19 protein-coding genes are annotated in these 17618 nt (G+C 30.4%); 8 read left to right on the plus strand and 11 right to left on the minus strand.

Annotation, left to right across the window (positions count from 1 at the left end):
• Position 1 precedes the first annotated feature (1 nt).
• From ATO12_RS03340 to ATO12_RS25870, 3 genes are all read left to right on the plus strand, one after another.
• Positions 2 to 868: a hypothetical protein gene (locus tag ATO12_RS03340; RefSeq protein ID WP_034238627.1), complete on the plus strand. Its 867-nt coding sequence runs from the start codon at positions 2 to 4 to the stop codon at positions 866 to 868.
• A gap of 245 nt (positions 869 to 1113) precedes the next feature.
• The gene (locus ATO12_RS03345) at positions 1114 to 1755 is read left to right on the plus strand and encodes an outer membrane beta-barrel protein (RefSeq protein WP_034238630.1); all 642 of its coding nucleotides are present in this window, start codon (positions 1114 to 1116) and stop codon (positions 1753 to 1755) included.
• A 116-nt stretch (positions 1756 to 1871) separates the two neighbouring features.
• Complete coding sequence (locus ATO12_RS25870) at positions 1872 to 2360, plus strand: hypothetical protein (protein WP_034238633.1); 489 nt, start codon at positions 1872 to 1874, stop codon at positions 2358 to 2360.
• A gap of 122 nt (positions 2361 to 2482) precedes the next feature.
• On the opposite strand, the gene ATO12_RS03355 is transcribed toward ATO12_RS25870, so the two are convergent.
• Positions 2483 to 4291 carry an IPT/TIG domain-containing protein gene (locus tag ATO12_RS03355; protein ID WP_034238636.1) on the minus strand — a complete coding sequence of 603 codons (1809 nt, stop codon included), beginning with the start codon at positions 4289 to 4291 and terminating at the stop codon, positions 2483 to 2485.
• 620 nt (positions 4292 to 4911) lie between these two features.
• Here ATO12_RS03355 and ATO12_RS03360 point away from each other — a divergent pair.
• The 5 genes from ATO12_RS03360 (at position 4912) to ATO12_RS03380 (ending at position 9783) form a co-directional block, all read left to right on the plus strand.
• Positions 4912 to 5142 (plus strand): hypothetical protein, encoded by a 231-nt coding sequence (locus tag ATO12_RS03360; RefSeq protein WP_034238639.1) that lies wholly within the window; start codon positions 4912 to 4914, stop codon positions 5140 to 5142.
• Positions 5143 to 5350: 208 nt separating this feature from the next.
• Positions 5351 to 6325, plus strand: a complete 975-nt coding sequence (locus tag ATO12_RS03365) for an isocyanide synthase family protein (RefSeq protein ID WP_051575576.1) — start codon at positions 5351 to 5353, stop codon at positions 6323 to 6325.
• A 33-nt stretch (positions 6326 to 6358) separates the two neighbouring features.
• Positions 6359 to 7174, plus strand: a complete 816-nt coding sequence (locus tag ATO12_RS03370; protein WP_051575577.1) for a TauD/TfdA family dioxygenase — start codon at positions 6359 to 6361, stop codon at positions 7172 to 7174.
• Between the two features lie 21 nt (positions 7175 to 7195).
• The gene (locus ATO12_RS03375) at positions 7196 to 8980 is read left to right on the plus strand and encodes an NAD(P)/FAD-dependent oxidoreductase (protein WP_051575578.1); all 1785 of its coding nucleotides are present in this window, start codon (positions 7196 to 7198) and stop codon (positions 8978 to 8980) included.
• Between the two features lie 122 nt (positions 8981 to 9102).
• Complete coding sequence (locus tag ATO12_RS03380; protein WP_034238641.1) at positions 9103 to 9783, plus strand: HAD family hydrolase; 681 nt, start codon at positions 9103 to 9105, stop codon at positions 9781 to 9783.
• Positions 9784 to 9938: 155 nt separating this feature from the next.
• Here ATO12_RS03380 and ATO12_RS03385 read toward each other — a convergent pair whose 3' ends face one another.
• From ATO12_RS03385 to ATO12_RS03430, 10 genes are all read right to left on the minus strand, one after another.
• The gene (locus ATO12_RS03385) at positions 9939 to 10763 is read right to left on the minus strand and encodes an alpha/beta fold hydrolase (protein WP_034238643.1); all 825 of its coding nucleotides are present in this window, start codon (positions 10761 to 10763) and stop codon (positions 9939 to 9941) included.
• A complete protein-coding gene (locus tag ATO12_RS03390) occupies positions 10747 to 11124 on the minus strand; it encodes a DUF2200 domain-containing protein (protein ID WP_034238645.1) in 378 nt (125 codons plus the stop codon). The genes ATO12_RS03385 and ATO12_RS03390 overlap by 17 nt, the downstream gene beginning before the upstream one ends.
• Positions 11125 to 11371: 247 nt before the next feature.
• Complete coding sequence (locus ATO12_RS03395) at positions 11372 to 11752, minus strand: nuclear transport factor 2 family protein (RefSeq protein ID WP_034239294.1); 381 nt, start codon at positions 11750 to 11752, stop codon at positions 11372 to 11374.
• Between the two features lie 259 nt (positions 11753 to 12011).
• Positions 12012 to 12539, minus strand: coding sequence for a DMP19 family protein (locus ATO12_RS03400; protein WP_131248763.1), 528 nt, complete (start codon positions 12537 to 12539; stop codon positions 12012 to 12014).
• 82 nt (positions 12540 to 12621) lie between these two features.
• Positions 12622 to 13110, minus strand: a complete 489-nt coding sequence (locus tag ATO12_RS26320) for a hypothetical protein (protein ID WP_205625220.1) — start codon at positions 13108 to 13110, stop codon at positions 12622 to 12624.
• 92 nt (positions 13111 to 13202) lie between these two features.
• Positions 13203 to 13823 carry a hypothetical protein gene (locus ATO12_RS03410; RefSeq protein ID WP_051575580.1) on the minus strand — a complete coding sequence of 207 codons (621 nt, stop codon included), beginning with the start codon at positions 13821 to 13823 and terminating at the stop codon, positions 13203 to 13205.
• A 105-nt stretch (positions 13824 to 13928) separates the two neighbouring features.
• Positions 13929 to 14240, minus strand: a complete 312-nt coding sequence (locus ATO12_RS03415; RefSeq protein ID WP_165583321.1) for an RDD family protein — start codon at positions 14238 to 14240, stop codon at positions 13929 to 13931.
• Between the two features lie 720 nt (positions 14241 to 14960).
• On the minus strand, positions 14961 to 15584 hold the full coding sequence (locus tag ATO12_RS03420; RefSeq protein ID WP_034238649.1) for a hypothetical protein: 624 nt from the start codon (positions 15582 to 15584) through the stop codon (positions 14961 to 14963).
• A gap of 81 nt (positions 15585 to 15665) precedes the next feature.
• The gene (locus ATO12_RS03425) at positions 15666 to 16280 is read right to left on the minus strand and encodes a hypothetical protein (protein WP_034238650.1); all 615 of its coding nucleotides are present in this window, start codon (positions 16278 to 16280) and stop codon (positions 15666 to 15668) included.
• A gap of 246 nt (positions 16281 to 16526) precedes the next feature.
• Positions 16527 to 17618, minus strand: a complete 1092-nt coding sequence (locus ATO12_RS03430; RefSeq protein ID WP_034238651.1) for a restriction endonuclease subunit S — start codon at positions 17616 to 17618, stop codon at positions 16527 to 16529.

The raw sequence follows: 17618 nt of genomic DNA on the forward strand, positions 1-17618 counted from the left end.
AATGAGGAATAATTATTTAACTATTAAATCAACGTATATACTGTTTATACTAGGAATAACGGCATTTGGTTTGACTACAATTAATGCCCAATCTAAGCCAAAATATGGCGTAATGACCTATAATAAAGCTATCAATATATCTGAGAAACAAGGTATGTTAATTCAGAAAATGGCTAAAGATTACCTGTATATAGTAGAAAATTCTGATGATGACAAAGCGTTAAGAGATCTTATGACAAGTAAAATCATTTTTGAAAAACAAAATGAAATCTTGTCTAAAAACTCTAGCAACAAGGTAACAAAGAGTAAAATTAAAAAAGTGGAGAATCTTTGGGTAGCATTTAAAAAGCATATAGAAAGTACTCCCAATTTTGATGATGCCAAAAAAATCCTGAACCTAAATACAGATTTACTTAAAGAAACAGAAAGTGTTGTGCGTTCGATTGTGATAGAATCCAAAAATGCTAATAAAACTACAAAAGGAATAGCTAATGATGATTCTTATAACGAAAAAGACATAGAACTGAAAAAAATCTTAACCGTCTCAGGAAGACAACGTATGCTAGCACAAAGGCTGGCGCTATATTATTTGGCAAATCACCCAACACTGAAAGACAAAAACTCTGAACAAATGTTGAAAAACATATACAATGAAATAGATGGGATGAATACTCCATTGCTTCTTTCAGACTTTGATAATGCCGAAATAGATGAAAAAATTGCAAATGCATTAACCATCTGGGAACTTATCAAACAAAATAAACTTGGAAAACAAGGATACAAGCATAAAGAAATCTATGACATTTCTAATAAACTCACCAGAGCATATAATGAAATAACAACTTTATACGAACATACCAAATTATAATAGACCTCCTCCCCCTAGTATTGTAGATAACATACCAAAATCTAAACTAATCCCTCAACACACTCATACCCCTTCGAATCAATTAATGTGCCTTACCCCAGGGCACTACTTCGAAAAATTATAAAGATTAGTTCCATATTCACTCTTAAACCTAATAAAAAATAAAATGTCATCTATTCTAGCACTAAATATTGTGCTGGACCGATAATGACTAAATAAATCAAATATTTAAAAAATAGTAACTCATGAAAAAAATACTGTTAGTAACTACCGCAATAGCATCTTTTGCTTTTGCTAATGCTCAAGAACACCATAATACCGCTACAAAAGAGCATCATTTTGCTAAGGATTATGATAAAAAGGGTGAATTTGAACAAGGAGATGTATTTGTTTCTGCGTTGTTTGGATTTGATTCTAAAACAATTAAAAATGAAGGAGAAGAGCATAAAGATATTATGTTAGATGTATTTACCAGAGTTGGTTACCTTATTTCTAATACTGTAACCGGTGGTGTAAAATTTGGATATGAAAGTGAAAAAGAAGAAGAAGGAGGAGAAGAAATTAGATCTCATCATGGACTTATAGGAATATTTGGACGATATGATTTTACTCCGGGGCATAAATTCTCTCTTTTTGGTGAACTTGGCGTAGATTATCTTACAGCTGATGTAGAAAGAAATGGTATAAAAAATAAAGAAAAAGGATATAAAATCGGGCTTATCCCTGGATTAACCTATTTCCTTAATGATCATTTTGCCATTGAAGCTTTATGGGGAGCTATATCTTATGAATCTATGAAAGCCGACGAAGGAGAAAAAACTACTGATGAAATTATTGTAGGGTTTGATTTTGAACATATCAATTTCGGATTAGCATACAAATTCTAAAAACATAACATCCGTTAAACCTGCTATAGCAGTTACTTACCCTAAAATCACCTATACATTACGGTTGTATTGTTATATAACTAAAAAAATAATTATAATTAAAACAATAACATACAATGAAACTGGTTTTAAAAAAATATGTTTATGTGATCGTTGGATTTTTATTATCCACAATCGGGTACTTATATTGCATCATAGGAAATATAAATTTGGCAGAACAAATAGATATATACTTTAATTTTATTAAATCATCAAAAATCGATGAATTGATATTTCTATGGTTTAAGTTCTTTACTTTATTTATTATGCTAAATATCATAGTAATTTTAGAAAAAAAGCGAAACATTGAAAAGAGAAAAATATATCACTCAATGTTATATGCCAGTAATCATATTATACGAAACTTCTTATATCAGTCTCACATATTAAAAATGGAAGCCGAAGAAAACATCACATTTAATAAGAGTACTATTAATATGTTTGAAGAAAGTAAAGATGAAGCAATGCTATTACTCAAAAAGTTATCTTCGATAACCAAGATTGATGATACGAGTATTTATAACTCGATAAAAGAAGAAGTTGAAAACAAAAACAGTACGGTGTAATCTTAGGTATACAAAAAATATCGCAAAACCTTTATTCTTAGGTAGGCTAAGAATAAAGGTTTTGTGATAGTATAACGAAATCTTATATTGTCTGATAGACTAATAAAGTTTCATTAAAAAATTTAAAAATTATCTGCTGCTAAAGCGGCAATTTCACTATCGGTTAGCACTTTATTAAAAAACAATATATCATCCATAGCGCCAAAAAACCTCTCTCCGTTTCCTTTATCCATCGAACCTATAGCTATGATTTCATAATTTGGTGTATTAGGATTAATACTTGAGGTATTACTTGATGATTCTTCTATATGCTGTCCATTAATATATATTTTAATTACCGATCCATTTTCTACGGTTAATGCCACATGAGTCCATATATCTTTATTAATAACACCTCCATTTGTATTGGTGTTTGTACTCACAGCAGATGAAGATATAGATTCCTGATATTTTGCCTCTAAAGTATTTTGCCCAAATACTCCCCCCTTAATAGATAAATTATACAAAGGAGTCGTAGTGCTATTGTTTTTACCCAAGAGCGTACCAAAACTAGTACCACTTCTGTTCACCCACATCGAAACTGTAAATGATAAATTTGAGCCTGTAAGTATATTAGGAATTGTAAAATGTCCACCATTAAATCCACCCATTCCAAATTGATATGCTCCATTAGTTATTCCGTGTCTATCTGTAATACTAGTTAATGTTCCTTCCTCAGAACCATGATTTCCATGGGTTGTTGCATCCTGTACATTACCGTCTAATCTATATTCTGCTATCAAACCGGTTGAATCAATTTTTAGATCATTTAAGTTTATGGTAATAGTAGATTGACTTGTAGACTGGCCTACTGAAGCTGTATAGGTTGCGGTTACTGTTGTATTTCTCTCATAATCAAACAGATTTGCATCTGCAACAGTTAACACTCCTGTAGAAGCATCTATAGCTAATGCTCCAGACGGTGTCTGACTAGATAACGCGTAGGCAATAGTACCATCTGTGGTTGTAGCCGATACAGTTCCCAGATTTTGATTAGCTGTCGGGTTTTCATCAATAGCCGTTATAAAATCTTGAGTAGTGACCACTTGTTCTACTCTAAAATTAGTACTACTAACCCCTATTTGATCATTTACTTTTACCGAAATCTTACCAGTTGTAGCTCCTGCTGGCACATTAACGGTTAATGATGTAGCGGTAGCAGCACTTACCGTAGCGATAGTCTCGTTAAATTTCACTTCATTATCTGCTGCCGTGGTGCTAAAATTTGTACCTGTAATAATTACTTCTGTATCTTTTGCACCTACCTCTGGAGAGAATGAGCTTATTGTCGGAGGAAAAATTACAATAAAATCTGTAGTACTCATTACTTCCTGTCCATCAACTTTTATTACTATTTTCCCTGTAGTAGCTCCTTCCGGAACAGTTACTGTTAACGAATTTGATGTAGCCGCACTTACCGTAGCTGCTATACCATTAAATTTCACTTCATTACCAGTTGTGACTGTACTAAAATTTGTGCCTGTAATAATTACTTCTGTACCTATTATCCCTTCTTTTGGAGAAAATGAAGTGGCTGTCGGCGGTAGCACTACAGTAAAGTCTGTAGCGGTTGTCGCTTCTAGTTCTCCAACTTTCACTGCTATTTTTCCTGTGGTAGCTCCTTCAGGAACCGTTACACTTAGAGAAGTTGCTGTAGCTTTATTCACAGTAGCAGCCACACCGTTAAAATTCACCTTATTATTTGTTACTATAGTACTAAAACCACTACCCGCTATAGTAACTTCCTCCCCCACTTTTGCCAGAGCTGGAGTAAAATTACTAATCTTAGGAGGAAGGATTACATCATCATCATCACTTTTGCAAGATAATACGCATATGATTGAAAACACGGTCATCATTACTAGCCATACTTTGTTTTGTCTTTTTTTCATTTTAGGTTTCCTTATAATTTATATATTCCGAATTACATAATGAATTTAAGATGACGAAATTAGATATATGCAAGTGCTGTAAATTGATTATTTTTTATTCGTTGAACTTTAGAAGACATTCGACGCTACTTATTTGATATTTGAAATTAACACACCTTTTTTATATAAAGGAAGGTTACCTAAATAAATCAGGTGTTGATATCGCTCAATATACACTTGAGCGAATCATAATATAGTATTTCAAGAATTTTATCTCGTATCGGGAAAATTGTGTGAAAGGCTCTAATACTTAGAATTGTAAAAATAGAGCCGAAATGATTGATATATCTATAATAAGAGGAGCATTCTATTAAACCATTACTGTATAGGAAATAACAAAATCGTTATCTCAATAAATCGTATCGAATTTTCATATAAGCTATTTGAAATCACCTCAATGTGATATAAAACAATCAGCTTATACGCATAAAAGTGCAATAAAACACCTATAAATGTTACATTTTAAATATTAGCAATTACTTAATTTCGACATCAAAGTAATGTATACATCTTAATCCTATTCCTCACAAATAACAAAACATATGTAAAAAACTACTTTCTCTTAAAACCAAACTCAACACATGTTACATTTACAAAAAGCAATTCATACTTATATAGCTCAGTTTACCACTACACAATTATCTAATATTGGAACTATAAAAAACTACTATAGCATTCATCTCATTAAAGATAAAATCATCATAAAGGTTATTGTTCAAAAAAAACTTTATCCTTTATCCATACCAATCAATGACTCATTATCAGAAATAGATATTGACCGAATTCTCATTAAAAACCATAGAGGTAAATAAGATTTCTATCTAATACGGCTATCTCCTAACCCTAAAAAACCTTAGAGGATTTGGGGCACAAAATATCAAATTCGTTGCTGGTGATAACTAAAGTACAATATATGGAATTTAAAACCTACTACATTTTTAAACCCAATCTTATGACTTTCTCTTAAACAAACAACTACAAATAATATTAAACATAAATCAACTTAAACTATTTAAAACCATGAATTTATTACAAGACGACATTACTATTTCTATAAAAAAAGAGCAATCTTCTCTAGCCAAAAAAATTTTCAATATCATAATGAATTATAGTCATTTAAAAGTTTTCAATGTCGAAATTACTTTTGATGATCCAGATGTAAATTTTGCAGTCCAAAATCACTTAAAAAAAATAAATTCATTTATCCATAAAAATGAGCCAATCCGACTAATCTTACCTGCTTTTCCTGCAAAATCTCCCAACCGGGAAAAAACCTTAGGAATCAAACCCGATTTGGGAGAATTTCTGGGGCTAAAACGTCTTAATAAAATATGTTCGCAGATTCAACAAATTTATACTCCGGGAGCAAAAGTTGTTATCTGCTCAGACGGAAGAGTCTTTAGTGATATTGTTCAAGTCAATGATGATGATGTTACGACTTATTCTGAAGCACTAAACGATATGATTAAACAAGAAAACATAAACTATTTAGAAACTTTCAATTTAGATAATGTCTTTCCAGAATTATCATATGATGAAATGAGATATGAATTAAGTAATAATTATGGTGAAAGTATAGAAGAAGTAAAATATAATGTAAAGCATCAAGAATCAGAGAAAAACTTATTTAATGGTTTACACAAGTTTGTATATGAAGACATGTCTGTATTAAATAAAGAATTAAGTAAGAATCAATTAAAAAAACAATCAAAGGAAATAGCGTACCAAGTAATTCAAAGAAGCCATTCCTGGAGCGATCTAGTAGCAAAATTTTTCCCTGAATGCATCAGAATTTCTATCCATCCACAAAAACTAAACACTGGAAAAATAGGTATTCAATTAGTAAAATGTAATCATAATTGGGGTACTCCTTGGCACAATGTTGTTTTGTTAGATGAAGAAGGTTATAAATTAGTAAAAAACAAAGAGGCAAAAGAAATGGGAGCAGAATTAACCTCTTCACAAAAAGGATATTCCTTTTATTCAATGGTATAATAATCTCATTCATTAAATAAAAAATTAAATAATATGGAAACAAATAGTTTAAATACATTACCACAAATAAAAGCCAAACCAATACTTCCTTTTGGTACAATTATACAAGCTAACGAAAACGGTCAACTTACTGATTTATCTATAAAAGATTTAACAGAAATCATACATCAAGAAAAAGTTGTACTTCTAAAAGGGTTTCGACCTATGGAGTCTAATAATATGCTAAACTATGCAAAACGGTGGGGAGATCTTCTCGAATGGAATTTTGGGCATATTTTAAATTTAGAAATTAAAGAAAATGCCAATAATTATCTATTCACAAAAGGAAATGTTCCTTTTCATTGGGATGGAGCATTTGCAAATTCTGTACCCTCATTTTTATTTTTTCAATGTTTAAAAGCCAATATTAATACACATGGTGGAGAAAGTACATTTTGTGATACTCAAAAAGTATTAGAAAAAGCTAGCCCACAAGAATTAAAATTATGGAAAAGTATCACCATTACATATAGCACAGAAAAAAATGCTCATTATGGTGGGAAAATAACACAAAACCTTGTTCATTTTGATGAGCATCTCGGTAAAGATGTAATACGATTTGCAGAACCTCTAAATGAAGAAAGTGTACAACTTAACCCCATACAGATTGAAATATCAGGGTTTTCTACAAATGAACAAAACAATTTTTTAAAAAGCTTCATACCTAAATTATATGAATCAGATGTATGTTATCAACATAGATGGGAAACAGGAGATTATTTACTAATCGATAATTTATCACTATTACACGGAAGAAATCCTTTAAAAGATAATATAGATCGCTATTTACAACGAATACATATTTTATAAACCACAAATAATAGACTAATTATGACACATAGAGAATATGATATTATAATCATGGGAGGCGGCCCCTCTGGATCCATATTGGGTGCATTACTAACCAAAAAAAGCAATCTAACAGTAGCAATTTTCGAAGAAGATGAATTTCCCCGTGAAAAAATAGGAGAGTCATTTGCCCACCCTATAATTCCTATTTTGGAAGAGTGTGGAGCACTTCAAAAAGTTTTGGATAGTGGTTGCTGGATTAAAAAGTTTGGAGGAATTTTTGATTGGGATAACAAAACTCCTAAAACTACTTTCTTTGATATGTTAAACTATGTAGAAGATGGTGTTCATCGTTGGGCCATACATACAGATAGAGCAGAATTCGATAAAATCTTATTAGATCATGCACAATCATCTGGAGTTGATGTATTTGAAAAAAATAAAATAGAAGAGTATCGTTATGAGAACAATATCGGAACTGTTACATTAGAATCTGGTCAGGTCATAAATTGTAAAATTTTTGTAGATGCATCTGGTAGAAGAAATACGGTAATCCCGACAACACGAAAGAGTTATCTTTCAGAATATAAAAACTTAGCCGTTTGGAATCATTTTATTGGAGGGAAACCGGCTCAAACTCTTGAAGGAAATTGGAACATCTTTAATAAAAATAATCAATCCCCAGTTGCTTGTTTCGCTTTTGAACATGGTTGGATTTGGTATATTCCTATTCCTAAAATGATAAACAAAGAAAGAACAATTGTATACTCATTAGGAATCATTACTGATCCAAAATTAATAAAAACTCTAAATAAGGATTTAAAAGACCCTGAACAATTTTTTGATTTTATAAAAACAGTTCCAAGATTAAAAGATCTTATTAAAGATGCAAAACCTATAAATGATGAAATTAAAGTGCTATCCAACTATTCTATGATTCAAGAAAAATTTTGTGACTTTGATGAAGGCTGGATAATGGTAGGAGATTCTGCTTATTTTGTTGATCCTCTTTTTTCTTCGGGTGTTGCTTTTGCTGGTGGTATGGCTTCAACTGCTTCTTTATTAATAAGATCGACACTAGATGATAAAAATCTTACCAATGAAATGAAAAAAGATGTGTGGCATGATTATGATGAAGAATGGCATAAGATTGCTCACTCTTTTGCTCTATCTATAGATCAATGGTATCACGCCATAGCCAAATCTAACCCACAAAGTATTTTTTGGAATAAAAGAAATGTACTTACTTCTGATCTAGGCATTAAAGATGAAACTTTTCATGCATTGGTAGATACTGCTTTAAATCAAGATCTTTTAACATTGCTAACTTCTGGTTCTTTCAAAGAAGAAGATTTGGATACCGATGGTAGGTTTTTAAAGAGATTATCAGAATTAAATCGATCTGAACCTTCTCTCTCTGATGTATTATCATTAGACGAAAATGTATATATTAGAGATGGTTTTTCTATTGATATCCCTGGTTTCAAAGCAAGTATCCCTCCTATGGAGATTCCTGAAGAACTAAAAAAAGCTATTGCAACATATTGGAAAGATCCTATTAAAAATGCAGATGCAGCTCCTTCAGGAATTGAACATCTAATCCCTTGTTCAAGATTTACTAAAACAGGGCTTGATAAAAATAAAGAAATTAGATTTGTAGATCAAAGAACAGGAGGTAAAGCACTATTTGATTTATTAAAACGACAACCTGTTTCGTATAGTGAATTAAAAGACAAACTCAGTGTATCACAATTAACTTTACTTAAAAATCTAATATTAGAAGGTATGGTAAATGTGCAAAAAGAATCTCTAATAGAAGTTAAATAATTTTTCATTCAAAGTAAATTTATCCTGAGCAAGCCTTGGGGTATTAAACTCTCCTAGAATAAAAAAGAGTTCTCAGAGATAAAAGCACCTATCTCTGGAACTCTTAAAAAAACAATTGTTATATGTCGATAAAAAAGAAATACGATGGGATCATTTTTGATTTAGATGGAACGCTCTTAAATACATTGGGAATATACACTCATATCATGAATGAGCTTATGAAGAAAAACAATTTCCCTACCCATACCTTAAAAAATTATCGTGAGTTTATTGGAAATGGAACTAAAAATCTTATAGTACAATCAATTCCTACAAAAGATAGAGATGAAAAATTAATAGAGGATTTATTAAGTGAGTTTCGTTTAATGTATGAAAATTTGTATACTCAACATTCTGAAGTATATGTAGGTATTTTGGAGATTTTAGAAGAGTTAAAATCAACTGGAATAAAATTAGCTCTATTATCTAATAAATTTCATGATTTAACATGTAAATGTGCAAGTCATTTTTTCCCAAATATCAAATTTGATCATATTATTGGTCAATCAGACGTACATAAAAAACCAGACCCAAAGGGTATTTTAGATATTTCACATTCTCTCAAAATATCTTTAGATCGATTGGTGTTAATTGGAGACACGGAAGTAGATTTAGTTACTGCTAAAAATGCAGGTATTGACAGCATTGCCATTACCTGGGGTTTTAGAAATGAAGAAAAATTGATGCCATTATCTCCAAACTATTTAGTAAGAAGCTCTAATGACTTAAAACAACTGTTACTAGATCAATATCTAGTGTTATAAAAAAGATATTACTCCTTTTTCTAGTAACTAAATTTTGTAGTAACATTAATTAATAAACAAACCCTCTATCAATACCTACCATTCAACCCCATGCTATGAAATATCATTGAGTTTATTTTTTATAATCTAGTGATACCTGTAGTTTCTCGTTTTACCTATATACTATGCTTTATGATTCTATTAATAATTTCAGCAGTTTCAAGGGGTTTTTCTAAGGGAAACAAATGTCCTTCATTAAGTTCTATTATATCAAAATTTCGAAGGTTGCTTTTCCACCACTTAGCATCAGATTTTTTAAACATCTTGCTTTTATTGCCATATATTAGTGTTCCATTTAATTTGTGAATTCCTCTTGGTAACTTGGTATATGTAGAACTATATATCTCGGCTTCAATTTCTTTACTAAACGCTAGTTCAAAACCATTTTCAGATTCTTTCAAACCATATTCAATAAAGTCGTTAAAACATTGGTCATTAAATTGTTGAAATAGTTGTTTACCTTTAAAGTATTCGTAGGCTTCTTGTTTTGTTTCAAAAAAAGATTTCCTCTTTAATGTTCGTTTCGCAGGTCCAATATTATTTGCTAATCCAAGTATTTTCATTAAATGTATCAGTTTTCTTTTCCAGGGATGATAAAGAATCGGTTCTATTACTATCACTTTTCTGAAAAGCTGCGGCTTAATAGAAGCTGCTATTAGTAGCAAAACTCCGCCAGTAGAATGTCCAATGCCAATTACCGGTTCTTCGAACTTTTGCTCTATAGAATCAATTACTTCTAAAGCCAGGTTTTCGAGATTTCCATTTAGTTTGAATTGATTATGCCCCATTAATTCGACATAATTTATATCAGCATTTTCTATTGCGTTTAAAAGATGATTGAAACATTTTCCCGGAAAACCATTTGAGTGAGCAAACTGTATTAAATTCCTATTCACTTTTCTAGACTTGTATTGTGCACCTGTACTATTTCTTTTCTTCACGCAAAATTTTCTCCATTTTACGACCTCTTGCCAATTCATCAATCAGTTTTTCCATACGTCTACATTGTCTATACAATTCAAATTCATCCTCTATTTCTTCAATTCGATAACCGCAAACAACTCCTTTAATCAAGTGCGCGTTGGGATGTATTTTAGCTTTTTGAAAAAATGTTCTAAAAGTTACTTTTTCATCAATAAGTGCTTGTAAAGCATCTTGATCAAAACCAGTAAACCATTTAATTACTTGGTTGAGTTCTTCTTTTGTTCTACCATTTTTCTCTAATCTATTTAGGTAAAGTGGATAAATGGATGCAAATATCATATTAGCAACCTTTTCATTTTTTTCAGCTGTAACTTTCATTTTATCTGATTTTTAATTAATTGCTGTTAATGGTCTTGACTATGATTTTGGTGTGTCACTAGGCCCCTATTAAATTTATAGTCATTTAATGTTTTATATTTTTGGTTTGTTTAAATCTCTCTATAACAGTATAAACTATAATTTCGTTGCAGAATCATCAGTAGGAATATCCTACAGAGAAATCGATTGTATTCTATAGTTTTGACTCTTTGCTACAATGAATTATAGCTATTACTGTACATTGTACTTAACTTTTGTCAGTTATACTTTTAATTTTTCCATTCTCAAACTCGAATTCTGATTTACCCATCAATTGTAGAATATCTCCAGTTTTCATTCCATTTGGTAAATCAACTGCTAGTACTGCCTTATAATCAATTCCAACGGTAACCTTCGAATTATTAAATTCCCAGAATTCAACAGTTTGTTTTCTTTCTGTAAAGTATTGTTTTGCCAATTCTGCTTGTTTTGTAAATTCCTCTATTCCTTCAGTTCTCAATTCCACATTTCCGTTTGATACATTTTCAAAAACAACATTTTCGGTCAAATCTTTTGTCATTCCATTAATGTCAAAATCATTGTATGCCTTTATATAGTTTTCAATCACTTTTTTTTGTTGTTTATTCATGTTTTTTTCTGTTTGGCAACCCATAGTTGAGATTAATACACTAATCAGTAATAATTTTTTCATTCCATAAAGATGCTTCATATAGCACACAACGTTTAATTTAGTTGTTGTATCAGCGCAAAATGTTACCAAGCCAGCGACTTTTTCTACACATTGGTTACTAGCTTTTACTTTCTACAAGCATTGTACTTTACCAAAAATACGAGAACCTTTTGATTGATCACTTATCTGCTATGAGTATATATATTGTTGTAACACGTTATTTTTCAAAATCTGATTTGTTTCTAAGAACATAACTGATCAGTAATTCTGTTATATTCTCCTCATACTTATAAAAATCCGAATCACAATCATTCCAACTTTCTTCAGCTTTTTCTTGAATTAATTCTAATTCATTTTGCCTTTCAGTTCTGTCTTTAGGGACAATTCCATTTTTGAATTTGGAGTTCGCTTTTTTGACAATTTCTGCTGTTTTTTTCGCTCCGATTTTAATTAAAGCATCTATAGTTTCGTTTGCGTAATCTCCACTTGAATTCCAATAAAATTGGTTAAATCCACCATTGTTTATTTCACGTTCCAAATTTTCAACAATCAATAAGACCTTTTGAGGTTCATTCAGTCGGTCAATTTTCTGTCCATATTCACATTTTTCATTCAGATATGAATCAATTTTCACCACAATCATATCACTTCTTTCAATTTTCAATACTTTTTCTAAGTCAAATTTCGATTGAGAATTACAATACGTAAAAAATAATGCTGATATGAATAATAGTATTTTTTTCAATTTAGTTTTTAATTGTGTTACAACGATTCTTATATGATTGATTTGCTCCTCATAGCATAGAATGCTATGATTTTTCACAGTGTTAGGCACAGTATTTTTTCAAATAATTTTCAAATGCTAACTCATATGCTCTCCTGTCAAACATTAATTCTTTTATTGGTTTTATTCCTATGTTTCCCATCTCTTCCTCGTATTCAAAATCATCATCTTCATAGGTGATATCTTTCCAGACTATTAAATCATCTTGTTTTTCTAAATTAAATGAAATAACACCACAATAATCACAACCACAATGACATCTGTAAAGTACAATTCGGTTTGTCTTAAATTGATTTAATGGTTTATGATTCCCTAAAAACTGAAAGACAGCATTTTTATTAACTTTCGATCTATCATAATTTGGAAACTTGAATTTATCGACCTCAAATGTATCTAGATCAAAATCACAATATGATAAATCAAAGCGATTAATGCTTAACCGTTCGGATAACGCTTTTTTATCAATAAAAAAATCAAAGTATATTCTTTCCTTATCTTTTTTTACTTCTTTGATCTCAAAATGATTTTTCATTAGTGCTTGTTGTGCCTAACATCCAAACTATGTTTTATGGCAAACTCATTAAAGGGTGAGCCATAACTTATAGACCATGTTATCGGCAGTTTTTAATTTACTATAGTTTTATCCAACCAATTCGTAATTTGCTTAAAATTATTTTCGCAGTTTATTTCTCTTTTTTGATTTGTTGATATTATCTCTAAAACTCTTCTTTTAGTTGATTCCAGGTCATCATACTCAACAAATTCTACATTTATATCTGTTTTCTCTTTTAAAAAAGCAAAGTATTTTCGTTGAGGTTGAATCATTTTCAGATGTTTTTCGAAATTCCTTCGGCTTCTTGTTAAGTCATTTTTTTTACGTTCTTTTAATTTATTCACAGTTGTTTCAAAGAGTATATACAAATCTGGGAAACAAATTCTATTCTCTCGAATCGCTTTGAGAAAGAATGCATGAGTCTCTTCTTTAGAGTAAAATTCAGCAGGATAACAATATATCCAATTATACCATAATGGCTGAAATATATCTCCATCCAAAATAGACATCTCATCTGATTCAAGACTTAATTGATAACGCTCTATTTGTTTTTTATAATACCAGAACGTGTCTTTTTTTTCTTCTCCTTTAAATAAAACATTGACTTCTGGAATTATTACAGACGTCTTATTTAGTTGTTTACTCAGTTGTGTCTTGCCAATTGCACTAGGTCCTTCAAAGCATACTATCATAAGATTCTATTTCATATTTTATTGCCGATAACGCTTAATATATAAGAACCATTCGATTAATTACTAATTAACTATGATCTTATATATGGTGTTATAAAGCGTTTTTTAAGTTCTATTTCTTTCAATAACGATTGTTTCTGCTATAATATCTCCCAAACGTTGATTTTCCTTAGTGAATTTAATTGTCAGAATCCCTACTAATCCGAATGGCCACATATCTATTAAGTCAAAACAATGTCTTAATAATGGTTGCCAAAAATCCATTTTTCCACCATTTTTATGAATTGCTTTTAGTCCGAATATAAAATTACCCATTGTGCTTTGAAAAAGTATTTCCGTTACTACCATAGTCAATATCCAAATTCCAAAAATTATTCCACTAACAAATAGATAAAAGTTTTCATCCCGTTTAATCAATTTTACGCCTTTGTATTTATTTATAGAAAATTTGTTTAAAATATTTTCGTCTATTTAATTATTTAAGTCTACTTTTTCTAGTTGCCTATAACGTTTTTGCGTATGATTTAGTTGCGTTAAGAACTAAATTAGCAAAAAGGGACGAATCTTAGGAGGAATTTGGAGGATTTTCCTGTTGGTATAAAGACGATCAAGCAATTAATTATATACGTTGTTGTCTTTTCGTTTATATTTTGATTTCTGGTTATTTAATAATATCAATGCAAAAAGTTATAAAACATGTTGTTTAATGTGATTTTGTGTTTTGTTGAAATAGATTAATAAAAAAGTTAAAAATAGTAATATCGTTATCAAGACGATGCTATATCCACTTGCAGGATCAAACTGCATAGCGGTTTTTAAACTAACTCCATTTAGAATATTCTTTCGCTTTAAAAGTTTTATTGTAAATTTCGGAATCAACCACAATGAAACAAATATTCCTAAAATAAAATATATGCTCCCAGCATAAATATTAATCCAAAATGATTCCCAATCAATCATAGTTCATTCATTTGTGTGAGGTTCTTCTGTATTGTTGCCAACGGCTTCGGCTATGAGTAGTTGCATCAATTTAGCTATAAATTCCGAAAGCACAAACTGACGACGGAAATTCCTTCGGAATTTCCAAAGTAGCCGAGAGCAAGCAATTACTTATAGCCATTGTTACCTGTAGTTATTTTATTTAAAATTTGTTCTTAATAATTCAATCATCTCGTTTGAGTCAGTTGTGTTTTCATTAAATAACCTTAAAGGTTCCCTGACTTTTGGATATTCATCCACAAATTCAATCCCGTCAATTTCTTTTAGGTCAAACTCATTCATTGTTTTAAGAAATGATTCTTGGTCAACTCCCCAAAACTTTATGTATTTAGATTCAGGAACGAAAATTTCAATCAATTCAGAATCCGAGTGAAAAATCATTCCAATGTCGATAAATGTGTCAGAAATAATTTCAGTTTCGTAGTTGGCAAGAAATTCAAGAGTTTGATTTTTGTCACAGTATTTTCCATATTCAGGTTCACAATCCGAGTGATTAAAAATCAGTGAAATCTCATCTGGCAGTTCCTTACTCAATTCGAGTATTAAATTCCAAAGTCTTGAGTTGTCAATATTAATTTCTGCATAGAAATTAAAGGCCAATTCTTCGTCTTCGAGATTATTGTCTTTTGGTAGAATTTTAAATCCTTCTACAATTTTTGCTGTTTTCCGTAATTCAAGTCTTTCCTTAACAGAGGAATTCATAGGAACTTCATCCACTTCTGGTGGACGCAATGTTATAGGAAGTTCTAAAGTCGGTTTCATAATTACAGGTAACGTCTCTTGTATGGTGCGTTTGTTTCCTGAAAGGAACAAATGAACTATACAAATTGTTGTGCATAGTTTTTATTCCGCAATATCTATTATTAGACCTTTACGTGTTAATTTATAGTCTTTACCCGTTTTAATCAGGCTTTCGTTTTTAATAAGTTCATTCAATTCAGTTTCTGCGATACCTTTAGTTTCTATTGTTCCAGTTGCTTTAAAATCAGCTTTTAATTTCATCAATGATTCTAACATATTATCATTGAAATAAGCATTTCCACAAACGAAGACTTTTTTATTCTTTTCAATTACGAATTCCAATTTCTTTAGAAACCGAACTAAATTTAAAATCATTAAATGTAGTCTTGAAGCTTTGTAGTATAATTTCATTAGTTTTCCATCGTATTCTACTTCGATGGAATTCAGTCCGTTTGTAATCGGTTTATCGTCATATTCCCCAATTAGAAAATTCAAATCATTTTTAATTCCATCTACCAACATTTTTATTCCGTCCATTGGAATTTCATTGTTCGCGAAAGCATTGAATTTGATATCAAATTTATGTTCGATTTTCAGTGTGTGATTTCGTAAAAAAGTATAAATATCAGAGGATTCATTCCAAAATATTCTATTTCTATCCCATTTCGGGTGAAATTCATCGTTTTCTAATATCTGTATGTAAATTCCTCTGTTCATTTTAATTATGCACAACGGTCTTGTATATGAAAAGTAGCGGATTTTAAGCACTAATTTTTCGAATTATAACAGACCTTTAATTTATTCATTTTGTTTCGATTAAGCGATTAAATCGCTATTTTTTATATACGTTGTTGTACGCTGGCTTTTTTCCGTTCAGATTGTCATTCAGCGTTGGCAAAGACATACTCTTTTGCAATTTTTGGCTTGTGCTTTGGCTTTAGCGAATTGCAAATGTGTATGGCTTTAAGCGTTGGCATTTCCCTCTGCATATAAAACAGCGTTTTTCATAACCATTTTTTGAGTTGCGGAAATTAATTTTTCCATCATTTCAAAATCTATGTTTCCATTTTTTATTGGCAATGAAACTTTGTCTTTTTGAATTTTTCTATTGCTTATGCTGTCTCCCCAAGAATATAAATGACCTAAACTTTTGTTAACGCAGGTTGCTAAAAATAGATGTGTCAATTTATTTTTTTTCTCGCTTTCTTTTAAATAGAGAACCAAATTATGACTATCGTTGGAATAAAAATCATTCTCTTGATATGTAACGACAAAAGTTTTTCCTCCAATAAAAACACAGTTTCCCTTATCTAAATATTTTTCATCATAGGATATATAACTACTTACAGAATTGTTTTCAGAACTTGCACATAAATAAGGTGTACTGCCGCTGTTTTTAACAATATCTCTTGATAAAATATTACCAGTATTCTCTACATCAAAAACATCTATAATATTAAATTCTTGGAATTCTTTTTGATTATATTCTCGTAAAACTAATTCCTCTTCTTTAGTCAAGTTAAAATCTTCAAGCCCTTTATCGTATAGATATTTTTTAAGAATAGTTTTACGTTGTTCTTTCAATTCAGAAATAAGTTGTTCAATAAATGTAAAATTTATTTGATTATTTGCTAGAACAGGTAAACTGATTATAGCATTCTTAAATGTATTATCTACATCTCTAACAAGAACAGAAAGTAAATTTTGTTTTTGTTTGTTTAATAATGCCGTGAAGTAGAGAATTGAATTTTTAGATAGCTCAATTTTTGGAATAATTTTTCTAACAAATTGACCTGCATACCAAGGTTTTTGACGAAAGAAAAAATCCATTTGTAAAAGACCTAAACTCCAATTTCCAGCATTATTAATATTTTTATCATTCACAAAACCAGTTCCTTTTAATATTCCTTGATTTTGAGATGTTCTAGTAACATAATCATATTGATTTCCAGACGTAAGCTTATCTTTATTGAAGCTTTTTGTTTTCTCAATATCGAAAAGTGCTCCTAACTTAAATTCTCCCCACTTAACTTCTTTAAGTTTTGCGTCAAGCAG

Source organism: Aquimarina atlantica (assembly GCF_000626715.1).
In the GTDB taxonomy this organism is placed as follows: Bacteria; Bacteroidota; Bacteroidia; order Flavobacteriales; family Flavobacteriaceae; genus Aquimarina; species Aquimarina atlantica.